Below are 15,476 nucleotides of genomic sequence, written 5' to 3' on the forward strand. Positions count from 1 at the left end.
CGTCGATGGGCCAGCCTCACAGGATCTATCTTGCCGGTCCCATATTCTCTGCCGGGGAGATCGCCTGGGCAAGAGAGCTATGCAACGCCCTCCGAGAATGGCTTGAAGAGGCTGATGTGAACGGCCAGATCATTTGGCCCTATGAGCTCTCCACAAACCAATGGGGGGCGAAGGAGATCTTCCAGGAGAACCTGAGGGCTCTGGATAGCTGCGATCTGATGGTGGCCATCCTGGACGGGCCCCAGGTGGATGATGGCACCGCCTGGGAGATCGGCCATTTCTTCCAGCAGAGAAAGAGGGTTCTGGGGATAAGAACCGATATCAGGAATGCAGGGGAGCTCAAGGCCTCCCGCATCAACCTGATGATCGAGTTCTCCTGCCTGAGCATATCCTCAAGCATCAGGGAACTCTATTCTGAGCTGGAGGGGCTGCTGGCTTGACTGCTGGACTGCCTGCTCCTGGCACCTGCTCCTCCTCCTCTTCAGGCTCAACCGCCCCCTCCGCTTCCTCCATAGCCCCCGTCTTCGGCGCCCCTCTTCTTCTGGCAGAGGGAAAGGAACGGCTTCTCATCGCCTCCGACATCCACCTGGGCCTGGAGTATGAGCTCTGGCTGGGAGGGGTGTCCATACCCAGCCAGACCAAAAAGATCCTCGCCGCCCTGAAGGGATACCTGGAAGCGATCCGCCCGGATAGGCTGCTGATCCTGGGAGACCTGAAGCACAATGTGCCAAAGACGAGCTGGCAGGAGAGAAGGGAGATCCCCGGTTTCCTCCACCAGCTATCTGGACTGACAAAGGTGGATATCGTCTCGGGAAACCACGACAGCAACCTGGCAGATATGGTTCCCCTGGGGGTCAGAGTCCATCCCCCTTCTGGAATTGTGCGGGAGGGCAGGGGCTACTTTCACGGCCATACCTGGCCGGAGGAGAGGGTGGTGCGCTCGGGCCTATTGGTTGCCGCCCATCTTCATCCCGCAGTAAGGCTCAAAGATCCTCTGGGCAACTCTCAGAGCCATCCCGTCTGGGCCCGGGCGCCCCTAAAGGCAGAGGCGATAGAGGAGCATTACGGCCTTGCCTCCTCCGGGGAGATCATCATCATGCCGGCCTTCAACCCCCTCTGTGGCGGACTGGCTCTCAATGAGCCGGCAGAGGATATGCGCGGCCCGGTGCTGGCGATGGCCGATATGGAATGTGCTCGTCTCTATCTGCTGGATGGCACTGATCTTGGCCTGCTGGCGGAGATAAAGGCCTCTGGAGGGGGGTCGATCTGAGGCAGAGCAAGGATTATCTGCTCTCCCTCAACTATGCAGCAGGATAAGAGGGATCTGATGGTGAACGATAAAGATCGACTGCTGAGGCTGCTGATTGAGAGGTCGCTGGAGATAAGGCCGGTCACCCTCTCCTCCGGCCGGAAGAGCGACTACTACATAGACTGCAAGAGGGTCACATTGAGCCCGGAAGGGGCCTATCTTACTGCCAGGCTGATGCTGGAGATGATCCATCCCCAGGCCTCGGCCATCGGCGGGCTGACCTTGGGGGCGGACCCCATTGTATCGGCCATATCCGTCCTGAGCCATCTGCAGGGCAGGGGGCTGGCAGGGTTGATAGTGAGAAAGGAGCCCAAGAAGCATGGCACCATGAGCTATGTGGAGGGTCCGATGCTGGAAGAAGGGGCAAAGGTGGCAGTGGTGGAGGATGTTGTCACCTCCGGAGCCTCACTGCTGAGGGCCATTGAAAGGATTGCCGCTGCCGGCTATGAGCCGGTGCAGGCCTTGGCCATACTAGACCGCCAGGAGGGGGGGCGCGAGGCCATCGAGGAGCGCGGATTCCACCTGCAGGCGCTCTATAATCGCAGCGATCTGGGATTGGATGACCAAAAAGCAAATTAGTTGGAGCTTGAGCTGACCTTGCACATTCTATCCTGGTGCAGGGCCTCCCAATTCCGGAGCCTCCTTTCAGCCCCTTTGCTCGGTTGCCGGTCTGTTCCGTTCTGGATTCAGATCATACAAGTATGGGGCATCCTCTGGGTGAGGCGCTCTATAGCCATCTGGACTGATGGGCATGGTGCTGTTTCCCATCAACTGGCTCTGATTCAGAGGAGCATAGCCCGGCGGATAGAGTTCAGATCCGTTTATCCCTTGGGGGCCCTCGCCTGACTGGGGTGAGATGCCCGCGGGATACATCTGACCGGGCTGCATGGGCATAGTCTGGCCCATGACCATGAGGGTGGACAACAGGGCCAGATTTCTCCAGGACCCATCTTCTGCATACAATACCTGAGAGGCTATAGTATAATTGCCGCTTTGCATTGCTCTTATGGGATAACTGATGGGCGCGGTTATGCCGGGATACAGTTGTGCTGTCTGACCTTCCGGATTGCTGGTCTCAATGCCCGGAGGGAGTTCGGGTGTGACAATCGCCTGAGTGGCGTCGCTTCCGTAATAGGTCAGCGAAACTGTTACCATAGCATTCTCGCCTACATTTAACGCTGGAGGCACGCTCTGATAGGCGGTCAGTTGTGCCACGGCCGACCACATGAGCGCACCTATCCCGAGGAGCAAAAGAACCCACACCAATCCCAAATGTTTCATCGAGCTTCCTTTTTTCCCGGCGAGATTTAAAGATAGCTGTCATACGAGATTTATATGAGCTCTACTTGCCATATCGATAATGATTCTATCGAATAAGAGAGGGTGAGCTTCTCTTGCCCTATACATAAAATACTTATTTGCATTGAAGATATGCATATCTGATGGACGTCTCTTTCTCTGCCTGGCGGCATTCGCGCGAAGAGAGCTTGCAGCTCAAAGGGGATAGCTTCTCCTTTCTCTTCGATAGGCGCTACACCAACAGGCTCAATCGAATGAGCCGGGTCTTCTTCGAGGCTTATGTCGTCGCCACCAAAGAGCTGGCTGCGCAGGAGGATCGCTTTCCCAGCCTCAGCGAGATCGATGCTAAGATGGAGAGCGGCGCTGTCTATGCATTCAAAGATCGACTGATGAAGAACACTGAGTTCTTCGAGGAGGTCAAGATATCCGGCGTCTCCTACCTGGTTCCGCGAGCCCTGAAATTTGTGGATTCCACGGGCACATATACTGATCTGATACTGAACTTCGATGAAGGGGCGGTGGTCTTGCCTACACGCAGGAAGACCCCCTCCCTCGGTGGGCCTGCTGCTCCCTCCTCCGATGAAGAGGAAGCTGTCACCTTCGAGCCGGAGGATGATGCTGAACTGGCAGCGGAGCCGGATGAGAAGTCCGCGGGCGAGCTCAAGCCAAAACCCCCTTCCCATCTCTTCGAGGAGGAGGAGAGCATCGCGACGGAGAATGGGGCCGCTGGCATCGTCGAGCAGCCTATAGCGAAGGGGGAAGGGATGGCACCGTCCAGGATCGCCGAGCCCGCTCCAGCCACATCATTCTCGGATAAAGAGCCACCAGTGCCCCCTGCGAGAGAAGGGCTGAGCAAAGAGATGTTGATTGCCGGGCTGGCAGGATTGATGATTCTTTTTGCTGTGGGGGCATATCTATTCTCTGGCGGCTTCACAACAGATGGCCAGGTCGCCAATAGTTCTGGCAAGCCCTTGATATTTGTTGATTACACTGCCTCTTTAGTAAATTTCAGCAATGAGAGCTATCTGGGCTTTGACATAATCAATCCCCAGGGAATGCCCAATGAGATTGAGATGAGGCTTCCTCCGAATATCGATCAGAGCATCAGTGCCCAGGGGGGAATAGTGACCATCACCCATGGGGACCACACCCTGGTGAAGATGAACAGCAGCACCGATGCCAGCGTGAAGATATATCTGCTCAATAACTGGACTGAGGTTCCCCTGACCCTCAGCTTTGCGAGCATTGAGAACTATGATACCGGCCTGCAGGTTCATGGCCAGGATTACTATGTCACGCGCAAGAACGATACCCTGATCTTAAATCTGAATCTGACTGGGGATGGCGTGAAGTTTGAGCAGAGCTACAGCAAAAAATCCTGATCTCTCTTTTCTGGCGGTGCGGGCTAAAAGAGAGGATACATTTGCTGCTCTCAGGAGCATCACTGCTCAGGGATTGCTTGATCGCAGCCGCAAGGTGGTGGAGAGGGGAGTCTATACAGAGATACCTGTCACAGCCAGCGCCCCTGGCTTTCGGATTATATCTCAGGATGCTCCTCTTTACTATCGAAAGGCACCGGATCTGGCTGAATCTCTAAGAGGCCAGCTGCTGCCAGAGGAGATAGAGCTTCTGCCTCGAGGATGGTATATCCTGGGGAATGTGATAGTGGTCAAGATCCATCCGCGCCTTGAGCCTCACCAGGCCCGCATAGGACGGGCGCTGCTGGACTGCTATCCCCGCTGCCGGAGCGTCCTGCGCGATTATGGCATAGAGGGCCCTTTCAGAGAGCCGGTCCGGGAGATCATTGCAGGCACAGTGACGGAGACGGTTCATCGAGAGAATGGTGTCATCTTTCATCTTGATGCCAGGAAGGTGATGTTCTCGGCGGGCAATCTGAGAGAGAGGATGCGCATGGGCAATCTGGGCCGGGGGGAGTATGTGGTGGACATGTTCGCCGGTATTGGCTATTTTTCCCTTCCCATGGCCGTCCACTCCCCGCCCAGGAGGATCCTGGCCATTGAGCTGAACCCCAATGCTTACCACTATCTCTGCTTGAACATCAAAGAAAACAGGGTGGAGGATATAGTGAAGCCCATACTGGGTGACTGCGCGAAGGCCACTCCAGAGGGGGTGGCAGACAGAGTGGTGATGGGCATGGTCCAGGTAACGGATCGATATCTTCAGAGGGGGATCAGGGCCCTGCGTCCCGGTGGGGTGCTTCATTATCATCAGACAGTGCCCTCCCGAGCCTATCCGGAACAGGCAGTCCGCGACATCGCGGAGGCAGCAAGAGCTTTGGGCAGAGGATCTCAGATCCTGAGATGCATCCGGGTGAAGAAGTACTCGCCGGGAGTTCTCCACTCCGTGGTGGATGCCAGGATCGAATAGCCCTACAAGAGCGGGCTCTTCCGGCTGCTGCCATGTGCTGCATTCAGGGGGCGGGGGATCGATAAGATTAATAACCACCTGTTGCAAGGTTAGTGGCGAAGCCCGGTAGTGTAGCGGTCAATCACAGGAGGCTCTGGACCTCCTTACCTAGGTTCGAATCCTGGCCGGGCTACTTTTCTGCTTTTCCTTTTTTATCCATTCCCCCTTTCCTTCCATTCTCTCTTTCCTCATTTCTCTCCTTTTGCCTTTTGATTCGATCTGAAGGGAATCGGCCCTGGAAACGGCCAGGCGAGGGAGGGATGTCAAGGGAAAAAAGAGAAAACATCCAGCCAGTCGATCCGGCTGCCATCAACCTCCTTCGGATCTCCTTCAAGGCTGCTCGAGTCTCAGGGCTCAAGGCGGTCTCTCTTCAGCTCTTCCATGGCCTTCGGGGTTAGCCTGATCTCTGCTAGCTGGATTGCTCCCATCGAGGAGATCATTCTGGTCATCATCTCCGATACCCTCTGCCCCAGGTCTTCCTCTTTGCTGGAGAGGGCTATCGACAATATATAGCCAAGGTTATATGCCATCCAACTGGCATAGGTGAAGTGGACCATGAGGTCTTCCAATCTTCCCTCGATCCAGGGGCTATTGGATTCTGCGCAGATCACCCTTGATCGGATCTGATTCAGGCCCTGAATCTCTGCCTCAAACTGAACCAAGCCATCTCTCAATAGATCTCACATCCCTTTTGCATTGGCTGTGTTTTGACTGTATGCTCTGTTTCATCAACTGTCCCTGCTGCCGGCTGCTGATTGGCCCGGCTGCTTATCGGCCCGACTCTGGCTGCATGCCGAATAGCTATTGTTAATTAGCATCTCCTTCCTCTTGAAGCTTATTGTCCCCCTCTCCGGACAGGGAGGGGGTTGGAGGATCATATGGACTTATACGAGCAGAGATTTAGCCTGGAATTGGTCGAGGGCAGGATGATACGAGTGTATTGGTTATAGCTCTGCTTCCACTTCTGGAGCCGGCGCTCATCCAGCCTTGATCTCAACTGCCAGGCCGGTTCTTCTGAGAGTCCCTTCTATCGCGGCAGGCAAAAAATTTATATCCCATCACTATCTTAAGGTTAGTATGCATAGGTAATTGTGAGGTGAAATAGATATGTGGGACAAGAAATATCCATCCATATTTGATATATTCGAGAGTTTCACAAAGGGCTTCCCCTTTGAGAGGAAGGAGAGATTCGAGGATGATTGGTTCAAAGAGCCCTTCGAGAGCATGATTCAGAGGTTTGAGGAATCAATGCCCTCTGAGTTCAAGGATCTGGTTCGCGAGGAGAAGACCCCCTCCGGCGTATCCCGCCGCTATGGCCCCTTCGTCTATGGCTTCAGCTACACTGCAGAGCCGGGAAAAGAGCCCGTGTTCCGGGAGTTTGGCAACATCAAGCCCTCTTATCGGGGAATTGAGCCCAGCCAGGGCAGGGAGCCATTGGTCGACGTCATGAGCGAGGAGGACAAGTTCAAGATATTCGTCGAGCTTCCTGGAGTGGAAAAGGATAAGGTGAAGCTGGACGTGACAGATGATAGCGTGCAGATCAAGACCGATGATGAGAAGAAGTTTTACAAGATGATATATCTGGACACTCCTGCCGATCCAGACAGCGCCAAGGCATCCTATAAGAACGGCATATTGACATTGGAGCTGGACAAGAAGCAGAAGAGAAAAGGAAAGGAGGTGCAGATCGACTAGGTGGATCGACCAGGAGCTCGATTAAGCAGATCGACTGGATGGATCGAAGGTGGCTGAGTGACGATCGAATGGCGATTGAAGGATGGAACTGGATCCATCCTATCATCCACTCCGCCATCCACCCCGCCGTCCACTCCACCATCCACCCCGCCATCCACTCCACCATCCACCCCGCCATCCACTCCGCCATCCACCCCACCATCCACCCCGCTATACATCAGGATACATTCAGAAGATGAGGAAATCGGACGAGGCTGTAAGAGGCCTCCAGGAGGGTGTTTGTCTCCTGGACCTGGTCTGCTTTTTCTTGATAGCTCATTGATAAATTCTCTTCAGCTCAGCTCATCCTCAATCCAGTATGAAGCAATGCCTCATGCAGTTGTAGCTTCATGAGGGGCATGGTATCCCTTAACTGATGAAAGATCACAGCATTTTTTTGCATATTCTGCCTAGATAAAGGCCACATGGAACTCATATGATCGAAATCGAGCCATTATGATCTGATAAAAAGCCGATATGAAAAACAGTTACTTAAATCATCCCATGCATTGTGGATCACATGCAGCAGATGGGTGAGATATGGCGTCAGGGAGCGGAGGCGGATTATGAGGGTGGACAGAAGAGCATAATTCTAGGACTGGGGCGGCTCATTCAGGGCAAATATGGGGATGTGATCCTGCTGTGCACTGTTATGGCTGCCTTCATCATGCTCTTAGCGTTCTCTGCCGCCTGCTGAGATCAAGGGCAGCAGAGGGGGGAGGAAGATCTGCTCCTTTTGAGATCTGCATAGTCTCTCTTTTTTCATAACAAAGATTAAATCACCTCCGATACTCAGAAGCCATACCGAGGATTGGGAAATGGACAGGAATGAGTTGGTAAATGAGCTTGCCCGTAGGCGGGGCTTTCTATGGCCCGCTTTCGAGCTCTACGGCGGAGCAGCGGGATTTTATGATTACGGCCCTCTGGGGGCACCCCTCAAGAGGAGAATTGAAGATATCTGGCGGCAGTACTTCGTCATCTCCGAGGGTTTCGCAGAGATCGAGGCCCCAACCATCGGGGTGGAGGGGATCTTTCAGGCTTCAGGCCATCTGAGCGGTTTCTCCGATCCACTCACCGGCTGCAAGGAGTGCAAGGAGGTCTACCGAGCAGATCACCTGATCAAGCATATCGTGGAGGTTCCCGATGCCCTGAGCAATGAGGAGATCTTCCAGTGTATGCAGGAGAACGAGATCGTCTGCCCGGAGTGCGGCGGCGAGCTCTCCACTGTCTATGAGTTCAATCTCATGTTCAAGACCATGATCGGCCCGGAGAACAAGATGGCAGGCTATCTGAGGCCGGAGACCGCCCAGGGCATGTTCATCAACTTCCCCCGCCTCCTGCGCTACTTCCGGGGGGCTCTGCCCTTTGCAGCAGTGCAGATCGGCAAGTCCTATCGAAATGAGATCTCTCCCCGTCAGGGGGTGATCAGGTTGAGGGAGTTCACCCAGGCCGAGGCGGAGATCTTCATCGATCCCCGTGATAAGAGCCATCCCCGGTTCTCAGATATCCAGGATATCAGAATGAAGTTCTACTCTCAGGAGGCACAGGAGAGGGGTGAGGAGGAGGAGATGAGCTTTGGCCAGGCAGTGGAGAGGGGGGTGGTCGCCCACCAGATCCTGGCCTATTATGTGGCCAGGACCTATCAGTACCTCCTGGAGGTGGGCATAGATCCGCAGAGGCTGCGCTTCCGCCAGCATAAGGCCGATGAGATGGCCCATTATGCTGCCGACTGCTGGGATGCAGAGGTCCTGCTGGATCGCCTGGGCTGGATAGAGCTGGTGGGGGTGGCGGACAGGACCGACTACGACCTCAAAGCCCATACCGCCATCAGTAAGGTGAACCTCTCCGTCTTTGTGCATTACGACCAGCCACAAAAGAGGAAGAAGATAGTGGTCAAACCGGACTTCAAGGCCTTAGGGCCGATGTTCAAGTCAAAGGCCAAAGCAGTGGGCGAAGCCCTTCGCTCCCTTGCGCCCGAGGAGCTGGCCGGTGAGAAGATCCAGGTATCCGTGGATGGGGAGAGGATAGATATCGACCCGGCTTTGGTCTCCTTTGAGGAGGTGGAGGAGGAGGTGCGGGGAGAGGAGGTGGTACCCCATGTGATTGAGCCCTCCTTTGGCATCGACAGGATACTCTACTCCATTCTGGACCACTCCTATTATGAGGATGAGATCGATGGCGAGAAGAGGGCAGTTCTCAGGCTCAAGCCCCAGATAGCACCGATCGAGGTGGCGGTGCTGCCTTTAATGGATAGAAGCGAGCTTGTGGGCCCGGCGAAGGAGATTCTGGAGGAGTTGCGCTCCCGTGGCATGCGCACTGATTACGATACCTCTGGCTCCATAGGCCGCCGCTACCGGCGTAATGATGAGATCGGCACCCCTTATGAGGTCACTGTGGACTATGAGACCATAGAAGAGGGCACAGTCACCATCAGGGATCGGGACAGCATGAGCCAGGTCAGAGTCCCCCGCTGGCAGGTGGCAGATAAGCTGCAGGCTCTTCTCAACGGGGCGCTCCCATTCCAGGATGCGGGCGATCCAGTCCGTTCAGAAAAGAGCAACTGAGGGAAAGGGTGCCAGCGGGAGGAAGGGAAGGGGGAGATGGGAATTTTGGGAAAGGGTGGTTGCAGGATATGTTTATCCCCGCCTGATATCGCCGCCGACTGGCAGAGCAGGCTGATCTTGGAGATGAGGAGAAAGGCCATCCACCTCTCAGGCCTCTCTGTCCCCCTCTCTCTTCTGCTCATTGGCCGGGGCTTTGCCATCGGCTTTGTGGCCCTGGCCCTGGCCGTCTCATTGATCCTGGAGTGGCAGAGGCTGAAGGGAAGGATCCGCCTTCCTGAGGTCCGGGCCCAGGAGGAGCATAAAGTGGCCAGCTTCATCTATTACATCGCCGGCTGCCTCTTCTGTCTTATTTTTCTTCCGGAGATGATCGCAGTGAATGCTGTCCTGCTTCTCTCTTTGGGGGATACCATAAGCGGTCTGGCGGGATCGGTTCTGGCGAACGCCGACGTGCGGGGCAGGAGGGTGCTGTGGGGCTGCAAGCCCCTCTCAATCATAGCCATCATGTTCTCCGGCTGTCTTCTGATCGGATACCTCGCCTCGGGCATCACCCGTCTCTCCTTTCCCATCTACCTGGCGGGGGCTGCGGCGGCAACGGCCGCCGATGGTGTCTGCATCATCATCAATGGCATGGTCCTGGATGATAACTTCTCCATACCGGTCTTCTCCGGGCTGGTTATGGCTGTGGTGGCAGCAGCATTATAGCCTCATTATAGCCTCGGCTCTCCCATTGGCTGTAATGGAGAAGGTTTTTTAAGGCCGGGGATTGTATCTTTCCCCGCTAGAAAGCAGCATTTGGCTGCTAAGTTATGGGAATTAGGAGGATTGGAAAGATGAATATCATACTGCTCGGCCCGCCGGGATCCGGCAAGGGCACACAGGCCAAGATGATCGCCGACAAGTACAAGATCACCCATATCTCCACCGGTGATATTCTGAGGGAGAACGTCCGCAGCAACACCCCTCTGGGGGTTGAGGCCAAGAAGTTCATGGATGCGGGAAAGCTGGTTCCAGATGCCCTGCTTATCGATATCATCAAGGACCGCCTGGCCAAGGATGATGTCAAAGGAGGATGGATGCTGGACGGATTTCCCAGGACCATGCCCCAGGCTGAGGCTCTGGACAATATCCTGCCCGCACTCGGGCAGAAGATCGATGTGGTGCTGAATATCGACGTGCCGGATGAGGAGCTGGTCAAGAGGGTTACAGGAAGGAGGATGTGCAAGTGCGGTGCCACCTATCACATCCAGTTCAATCCGCCAAAGGTGGCTGGAAAGTGCGATGCCTGTGGAGCGGAGCTCTACCAGAGGGCGGACGACAACGAGGAGACGGTCAAGCAGAGGGTAGCTGCCTATCATACCCAGACCCAGCCTCTGATCGACTACTACAATGGGCGAGGTCTCGTCGCCACTGTGTCTGGTGTGGGCGATATCAAGGCTATCTTCGGCGAGATCACCAAGGCCCTGGACAAGAAGGCATAGAGCCTTCGAACCCTTTTTTTCGCTATAATTTTTCTCTGAATTCTCTGTGCGGCCCGGCAGATTTCTGTCGGGCAGAGCCGTTTGCGCCGACAGCATGCCCCTCTGATCGGACGGTCTTCACCTGAGGGCAGGACTGACAACCTTTTTATTCCCTCTCCTCGCTAGCCCCTTCTCATGATACTTGTCTATTCCCTGGGAGGCTCCATCCTCGCCGGCTGCGATGCCAAGAGCCTACAGGAGTATGCTGATGCCCTCCGCCATCTCTCTGAGGAGCATCAGATCTATGCCGTGGTGGGCGGAGGCAGGATCGCTCGCGAGTACATCGAGAAGGCCCGGGCGCTGGGCGCTCCGGAGATCTTCTGTGACCTGATCGGCATCGAGGCAACAAAGCTCAACTCCGCCCTCCTGGTCGCTGCCCTTGGCTCCGCCGCCTCGCAGGAGGTCCCTTCCTCTTATGCCCAGGCCGTCTGCCTGGCCTGTCCGGGCAGGGTGGTGGTGATGGGAGGGGTGGCCCCTGGACAGACTACAGATGCCGTCGCTGCCCTGCTGGCAGAGTATGTGCGGGCAGACCGGCTGATCATCGCCACCTCAGTGGATGGCGTCTATACTGCTGATCCGGAGAGGGATCCCAAAGCGCAGCGGATCGGCAGTATGACCCACAGAGAGCTATCACGAATGGCCGCCCAGACGGAGATGAAGGCCGGCTCTCGCTCCCCCATCGATCCTCTGGCGGCCAAGATCATCGAGCGAAGCGCAATCCCCACCTCGATCGTCCTGGGCAGCAACATCGAAAACCTAAAAAAGGGTGCCCTGGGGGGGCACACAGGAACTGAGATCAGGCAGGGGTGAGGCTCTTTATCAGGTCGGCGGGCGAGACGAAGCCCCAGAGGACGCCGTCCTCTGAGACCACCAACTGGCTGGCGCCTGTCCTCCCCAACATCTTTATCGCCTCGAATGTGGTCTCCTCGGAGTCGATGGTCAAAAACCCCCGGTTCATGAACGCCCTCGCCTCCTGATCGCCCTTTCCATCCGCTATCGCCCGGACGATGTCCGTCTGATTGACCATCCCCGGGGAGCTGTCCTCCACCAGGGCCTCTTGAACCCCATTGTGCACCAGAATGCGCGCTGCCTCCTGCATGGAAGCGGCAGGAGGGATGCGCACAGCGCGACGGGCGACCTTCTTGATGGCCATCTTGGGCACGGATATCATCGCATCCACATGGATGATCAGCCGGCTCATGGTGTCATCCCTGCCCCGGACGGTGCCCCGGATGTAGAGCTTGTTCACCGGAGTCGGTCCCACCTCCACCTCATCGCCCACATTGAAGTCTCTGATATTGCCGATGATACGGATCACGCCATCGCACTGATGGGTATGCATCACCTTATTGAATATGATCTCGCTGGCTGTGGTCCCCTCCATGAGAACGCCATTCCTGAGGACTGGGACGGTCACCATATCCCCTATCGCCTCGATATTGAGAGCATCATAGGCAGATCCTGTGGCCCTGTAGCCCCCCTTGGGGCCGGGCACCCCCTCCACCAAATTGAGGGCTTTCAGGGATTGCATCTGATTTCGAATGGTGCCGGGATTGCGGTCTATCAGCCGGGCGATCTCCTCGCCCTTAACTGCTCTTCCCTCAACACGATAGATGTTGATCAATGCTGTTAGTATATCCCTTTGGACAGTTGTCAAATCCATGGTTAGATCAGCATTGTTCACGATTAATGTCCTATATAGATCTATTGATTGTAGCGGGCCTATAAAAATTCCGTTTAATTAAAACCCAGTTCAAAATCCCTCTTTGGATTGAGAAAATCATGCAGGATGGAGAAAAATCCACTTATTTCCTCATGGGGCATACTTTTCTCCCTTTATGAGGGAACCGTCCCATACGCTGCCAGATTTTCCTCACTGGTTCATTCAATATGTTGCCCCAGGACTGTGGAAAACAGGAGCAGGGATAGACCTCTCCCGCCGGTGTGACATGCATCCAGCTTCTGGCAGCAAAGCAGCCGAAGCGGCGATAGGCATCGGGAACGGAGAAGATCCTGGGCCCTCCACTGCTGGAGACGAACTCCGCCAGGCGGACGTGCTCAGCATCATTCAAAGCCAGCCCCTCGCGACTGGACCAGCGGCCGGTGGACACCACCTCGAAGAGGGTCAGCTCGTGCACCCCCAGAGCTCTGGCCAGTTGATGGAATCCCTGCAGGTGGGGGAGGTTCTCCCGGCGAATTACCACATAAAGGTCCACCAACAGCCCTGCCTGGAGGGCATACCTCGCCGCCTGCATCGCCTCGGAGAATACCCCCTCCCTCCCCCGCATAGCATCGTGCTCCTCTTCCAGAGGGCTGTCCAGGCTGATGTTGACTGCATACAGGCCAGCCTCTTTCAGCCTTCTGGCCAATGAGGGGCTGAAGCCCGCCCCTGAGGTGAAGAGGGTGGAGATTGCCCTGTGGTCCACATATCTGACCAGCTCCGGCAGTTCCCGGTAGAGGGTTGGCTCACCCCCATCGAATATCACCAGGGTGGTTCCCATATCCAGAAGCTGGCCGATGAGATCGCGGACGATCTCTGGGGGGAGGCGCAGCCGGTTTCCGGAGTCGGGCAGAGCGCAGTGAGAGCAGCAGTTGGGGCACTCCTCAGTGATGGAGATCGTCACCTGATCTGGAGTGCGCAGGCCGAGGAGGGATCGGATGCGGCTCTTCGCCAGCCGGTCGAAGGCCGGGCTGGGCAGAGGGGGAATCCAGGTGGAGAGGGAGAGCTGCTCGCTATCCGCTCGCACCGCCAACTGGCCGTCGAACAGCCCCATGCTGGATCTGATCGCTGGCAGAGGGGCAAGGGGTCCGCCAACCCTGATCTTCACCCGGCCCTCCACCAGCCCGGCCTCAGCCCAGACCAGAGGGCTGCGGTAGAGGGGATACGATCGCTCTACGCCAGGGCCGGTCTCGGAGACGCATTTCTCCTTCTCTATCCGGGCAGCAGTCATCCTCGCCAATCCTCAACAGAGATTGCCCTCAATAGACATCCTGAGGATCGAAGACCTTCTCCCCCACCACCTGGCCGTCAATGGTGCGATAGAAACAGGATCTATAACCGGTGTGGCAGGCTCCTCCCTCCTGCTCGATCAGGAGAAGTATGGCATCTTCATCGCAGTCCACCCTTATCTCCCGCACCAGTTGAAAGTGCCCCGAGGACTCCCCCTTCAGCCAGAGCTTATCTCTCGATCTGGACCAGTAATGAGCCCTGCCGGTCTCACGGGTTCTGGCCAGAGCCTCATCGTTCATGTAGGCCAGCATCAGCACCTCTCCTGTCCGCCAGTCCTGGGCGATGGCCGGAATCAACCTCTCGTTCATCGAAAAGTGGTAGTTGATATATCCTATAAGGGCCTTGCCCAAGGATCATGAGCTGCATCACCTGTAAGGGCCGGGGAGAGTGCGGCCTTCCGTTCTGCCCTATAGCCCAGCGGCTGAAGGAGCTGGCATCCTCTCCCAAGATAGGCAGCCGCATGGAGGGATTCACCCCCCCTGAGCTCTTCGTGGGCCGGTCCGGCTACCCCCTGGTCAGAGCGGGGCCCGTCCTCCCATCGGCTCAGGCCGAGGAGAGTGTTCGCCTGGGGATGGACATGGAACAGATCATCTCTGCCCGCATGGGCATGGTCCGCTCTGAGACGAAGATCAGGGTCACTGATGCCAGCTCGCCGGGAAGGCTTCTGGAGGCCTGCCAGCAGATCGCCATGTCCTCTGCCCCGGTGGGAACGGAGGTCTCCTTCATCAAACCACCCCGGGCGGGCCTGAAGTTCGATGGCATCCTCTCCCCCACCGGCCCCTGGGGGGAGCTGGATGGGATGGAGATCACCACCAACCCCCTGATCCCTCGCAAGGTGGACCAGATGGTTCTGGATCGGGATGTGTCAGCACATGTGGCAGCAGCCGAGCTTTACTCTGCAGGCATAGGCGTAGATCACCTCTCCCGCCTCCTCTCTTTAGGCCTGCTGGGCAAGAGGAGAAAGGTCGTGCCCACCCGCTGGTCCATAACAGCATCTGACGAGATGATCGGCCGGAATCTCAAGGATGCTGTTCTTGATCTTCCTGAGGTCCGGGAGTTCTATTTGTTCTCCGGGGAGGAGCTGGGAAACCACTTCGAGGTCCTCCTCCTTCCCCGCCCCTTCAGCTTCGAGCTTATCGAAATCTGGCGGCCCAATTCCCTCTGGGCGAAGGAGGGGTTCATTGGCCGGGATGGAGAGGACGCCCGCCCCAAGAGGGCTTACAGCTCTCTGGCCGGCGGATACTATGCCGCCCGGCTGGCGGTGCTGGAGCATCTCCAGCGTTGGGGCCGGCAGGCTGGGATCCTGGTGGTAAGGGAGATCTCAGAGGATTACTGGGCTCCTCTGGGGGTGTGGGTGGTGCGGGAGGTGGCACGAGAGGCGATGGGCTCTTCGCCGCAGCGCTTCGACTCCCTCCCCGCTGCCCGGGATGAGCTGCTCAGACGCCTGCGCACCCCGGCCAGCTTGTGGATCGGGAGGGCATCGCTTCTCAGAGCTCCTGCACAAAGAAGGCTGGATGATTTTTAGATGGCCAAGGAGGGAGGTGGGAGGGGGGCAAAAGTCAGCCGTTCAGGCGGGAAAGAGATGGGATTCGACCTTTGCCTCTAGCTCTATACGG

General features: G+C 56.5%; 18 protein-coding genes and 1 tRNA gene. 13 read left to right on the plus strand and 6 right to left on the minus strand.

From position 1 onward, the window contains the following. The first annotated feature begins 5 nt into the window (after positions 1-5). The 3 genes from IPI63_RS06615 to pyrE are packed head-to-tail and all read left to right on the plus strand — an operon-like array spanning position 6 to position 1,888. The gene (locus IPI63_RS06615) at positions 6-440 is read left to right on the plus strand and encodes a nucleoside 2-deoxyribosyltransferase (protein ID WP_214080158.1); all 435 of its coding nucleotides are present in this window, start codon (positions 6-8) and stop codon (positions 438-440) included. Further along, on the plus strand, positions 437-1,270 hold the full coding sequence (locus tag IPI63_RS06620) for a metallophosphoesterase (RefSeq protein ID WP_292477521.1): 834 nt from the start codon (positions 437-439) through the stop codon (positions 1,268-1,270). Before IPI63_RS06615 ends, IPI63_RS06620 begins: the two co-directional genes overlap by 4 nt. A gap of 33 nt (positions 1,271-1,303) precedes the next feature. Further along, a complete protein-coding gene (pyrE, locus tag IPI63_RS06625; RefSeq protein WP_292477524.1) occupies positions 1,304-1,888 on the plus strand; it encodes an orotate phosphoribosyltransferase in 585 nt (194 codons plus the stop codon). 66 nt (positions 1,889-1,954) lie between these two features. Here pyrE and IPI63_RS06630 read toward each other — a convergent pair whose 3' ends face one another. Then, positions 1,955-2,560: a hypothetical protein gene (locus IPI63_RS06630; protein WP_292477527.1), complete on the minus strand. Its 606-nt coding sequence runs from the start codon at positions 2,558-2,560 to the stop codon at positions 1,955-1,957. A 191-nt stretch (positions 2,561-2,751) separates the two neighbouring features. Between IPI63_RS06630 and IPI63_RS06635 the strand changes: the two genes are divergently transcribed. From IPI63_RS06635 to IPI63_RS06645, 3 genes are all read left to right on the plus strand, one after another. After that, a complete protein-coding gene (locus tag IPI63_RS06635) occupies positions 2,752-3,990 on the plus strand; it encodes a hypothetical protein (protein WP_292477530.1) in 1,239 nt (412 codons plus the stop codon). Next, complete coding sequence (locus IPI63_RS06640; RefSeq protein WP_292477533.1) at positions 3,962-4,996, plus strand: class I SAM-dependent methyltransferase family protein; 1,035 nt, start codon at positions 3,962-3,964, stop codon at positions 4,994-4,996. Before IPI63_RS06635 ends, IPI63_RS06640 begins: the two co-directional genes overlap by 29 nt. Before the next feature lie 99 nt (positions 4,997-5,095). Further along, a tRNA-Gln gene (locus IPI63_RS06645) sits at positions 5,096-5,168 on the plus strand. A 214-nt stretch (positions 5,169-5,382) separates the two neighbouring features. Here IPI63_RS06645 and IPI63_RS06650 read toward each other — a convergent pair. Then, positions 5,383-5,709: a hypothetical protein gene (locus IPI63_RS06650; protein ID WP_292477536.1), complete on the minus strand. Its 327-nt coding sequence runs from the start codon at positions 5,707-5,709 to the stop codon at positions 5,383-5,385. 433 nt (positions 5,710-6,142) lie between these two features. Between IPI63_RS06650 and hsp20 the strand changes: the two genes are divergently transcribed. Next, entirely contained in the window at positions 6,143-6,730 is a 588-nt protein-coding gene (gene hsp20, locus IPI63_RS06655; protein ID WP_214065018.1) for an archaeal heat shock protein Hsp20, read from the plus strand. Here the strand turns inward: hsp20 and IPI63_RS06660 are convergent. Continuing rightward, the gene (locus IPI63_RS06660) at positions 6,727-6,948 is read right to left on the minus strand and encodes a hypothetical protein (protein WP_292477541.1); all 222 of its coding nucleotides are present in this window, start codon (positions 6,946-6,948) and stop codon (positions 6,727-6,729) included. The two genes, hsp20 and IPI63_RS06660, sit on opposite strands and share 4 nt — an antisense overlap. Before the next feature lie 350 nt (positions 6,949-7,298). On the opposite strand from IPI63_RS06660, the gene IPI63_RS06665 reads away from it, so the two are divergent. The 5 genes from IPI63_RS06665 to pyrH all read left to right on the plus strand — a co-directional run bounded on the left by IPI63_RS06665 (position 7,299) and on the right by pyrH (position 11,660). After that, positions 7,299-7,466 carry a hypothetical protein gene (locus IPI63_RS06665; RefSeq protein WP_214065020.1) on the plus strand — a complete coding sequence of 56 codons (168 nt, stop codon included), beginning with the start codon at positions 7,299-7,301 and terminating at the stop codon, positions 7,464-7,466. Positions 7,467-7,587: 121 nt separating this feature from the next. After that, the gene (gene glyS, locus IPI63_RS06670; RefSeq protein WP_292477544.1) at positions 7,588-9,333 is read left to right on the plus strand and encodes a glycine--tRNA ligase; all 1,746 of its coding nucleotides are present in this window, start codon (positions 7,588-7,590) and stop codon (positions 9,331-9,333) included. A gap of 36 nt (positions 9,334-9,369) precedes the next feature. Next, a complete protein-coding gene (locus tag IPI63_RS06675) occupies positions 9,370-10,035 on the plus strand; it encodes a hypothetical protein (protein ID WP_292477546.1) in 666 nt (221 codons plus the stop codon). 128 nt (positions 10,036-10,163) lie between these two features. Continuing rightward, on the plus strand, positions 10,164-10,811 hold the full coding sequence (locus IPI63_RS06680) for an adenylate kinase (protein ID WP_214065023.1): 648 nt from the start codon (positions 10,164-10,166) through the stop codon (positions 10,809-10,811). Between the two features lie 174 nt (positions 10,812-10,985). Then, positions 10,986-11,660, plus strand: a complete 675-nt coding sequence (gene pyrH / locus IPI63_RS06685) for a UMP kinase (protein WP_214065024.1) — start codon at positions 10,986-10,988, stop codon at positions 11,658-11,660. Here the strand turns inward: pyrH and IPI63_RS06690 are convergent. From IPI63_RS06690 to hisI, 3 genes are all read right to left on the minus strand, one after another. Next, on the minus strand, positions 11,647-12,513 hold the full coding sequence (locus tag IPI63_RS06690) for a CBS domain-containing protein (RefSeq protein WP_292477550.1): 867 nt from the start codon (positions 12,511-12,513) through the stop codon (positions 11,647-11,649). The genes pyrH and IPI63_RS06690 overlap by 14 nt on opposite strands. 142 nt (positions 12,514-12,655) lie before the next feature. Next, positions 12,656-13,801, minus strand: a complete 1,146-nt coding sequence (locus IPI63_RS06695; RefSeq protein ID WP_292477553.1) for a radical SAM/SPASM domain-containing protein — start codon at positions 13,799-13,801, stop codon at positions 12,656-12,658. A 28-nt stretch (positions 13,802-13,829) separates the two neighbouring features. Continuing rightward, positions 13,830-14,168 carry a phosphoribosyl-AMP cyclohydrolase gene (hisI, locus tag IPI63_RS06700; protein WP_214065027.1) on the minus strand — a complete coding sequence of 113 codons (339 nt, stop codon included), beginning with the start codon at positions 14,166-14,168 and terminating at the stop codon, positions 13,830-13,832. A 47-nt stretch (positions 14,169-14,215) separates the two neighbouring features. On the opposite strand from hisI, the gene IPI63_RS06705 reads away from it, so the two are divergent. Next, on the plus strand, positions 14,216-15,385 hold the full coding sequence (locus IPI63_RS06705) for a hypothetical protein (RefSeq protein WP_292477555.1): 1,170 nt from the start codon (positions 14,216-14,218) through the stop codon (positions 15,383-15,385). Positions 15,386-15,476: the final 91 nt, after the last annotated feature.

It is taken from the genome of Methanothrix sp., assembly GCF_016706325.1.
In the GTDB taxonomy this organism is placed as follows: Archaea; Halobacteriota; Methanosarcinia; order Methanotrichales; family Methanotrichaceae; genus Methanothrix.

Coding starts and splice junctions, on each gene's coding strand:
- IPI63_RS06615 (WP_214080158.1), top strand. CDS start 6: ATGGGCCAGCCTCACAGGATCTATCTTGCCGGTCCCATATTCTCTGCC.
- pyrE (WP_292477524.1), top strand. CDS start 1,304: ATGCAGCAGGATAAGAGGGATCTGATGGTGAACGATAAAGATCGACTG.
- IPI63_RS06635 (WP_292477530.1), top strand. CDS start 2,752: ATGGACGTCTCTTTCTCTGCCTGGCGGCATTCGCGCGAAGAGAGCTTG.
- hsp20 (WP_214065018.1), top strand. CDS start 6,143: ATGTGGGACAAGAAATATCCATCCATATTTGATATATTCGAGAGTTTC.
- IPI63_RS06660 (WP_292477541.1), bottom strand. CDS start 6,948: ATGTATAGCGGGGTGGATGGTGGGGTGGATGGCGGAGTGGATGGCGGG.
- IPI63_RS06665 (WP_214065020.1), top strand. CDS start 7,299: ATGGGTGAGATATGGCGTCAGGGAGCGGAGGCGGATTATGAGGGTGGA.
- glyS (WP_292477544.1), top strand. CDS start 7,588: ATGGACAGGAATGAGTTGGTAAATGAGCTTGCCCGTAGGCGGGGCTTT.
- IPI63_RS06675 (WP_292477546.1), top strand. CDS start 9,370: ATGGGAATTTTGGGAAAGGGTGGTTGCAGGATATGTTTATCCCCGCCT.
- IPI63_RS06680 (WP_214065023.1), top strand. CDS start 10,164: ATGAATATCATACTGCTCGGCCCGCCGGGATCCGGCAAGGGCACACAG.
- pyrH (WP_214065024.1), top strand. CDS start 10,986: ATGATACTTGTCTATTCCCTGGGAGGCTCCATCCTCGCCGGCTGCGAT.
- IPI63_RS06690 (WP_292477550.1), bottom strand. CDS start 12,513: ATGGATTTGACAACTGTCCAAAGGGATATACTAACAGCATTGATCAAC.
- IPI63_RS06695 (WP_292477553.1), bottom strand. CDS start 13,801: ATGACTGCTGCCCGGATAGAGAAGGAGAAATGCGTCTCCGAGACCGGC.
- hisI (WP_214065027.1), bottom strand. CDS start 14,168: ATGAACGAGAGGTTGATTCCGGCCATCGCCCAGGACTGGCGGACAGGA.
- IPI63_RS06705 (WP_292477555.1), top strand. CDS start 14,216: ATGAGCTGCATCACCTGTAAGGGCCGGGGAGAGTGCGGCCTTCCGTTC.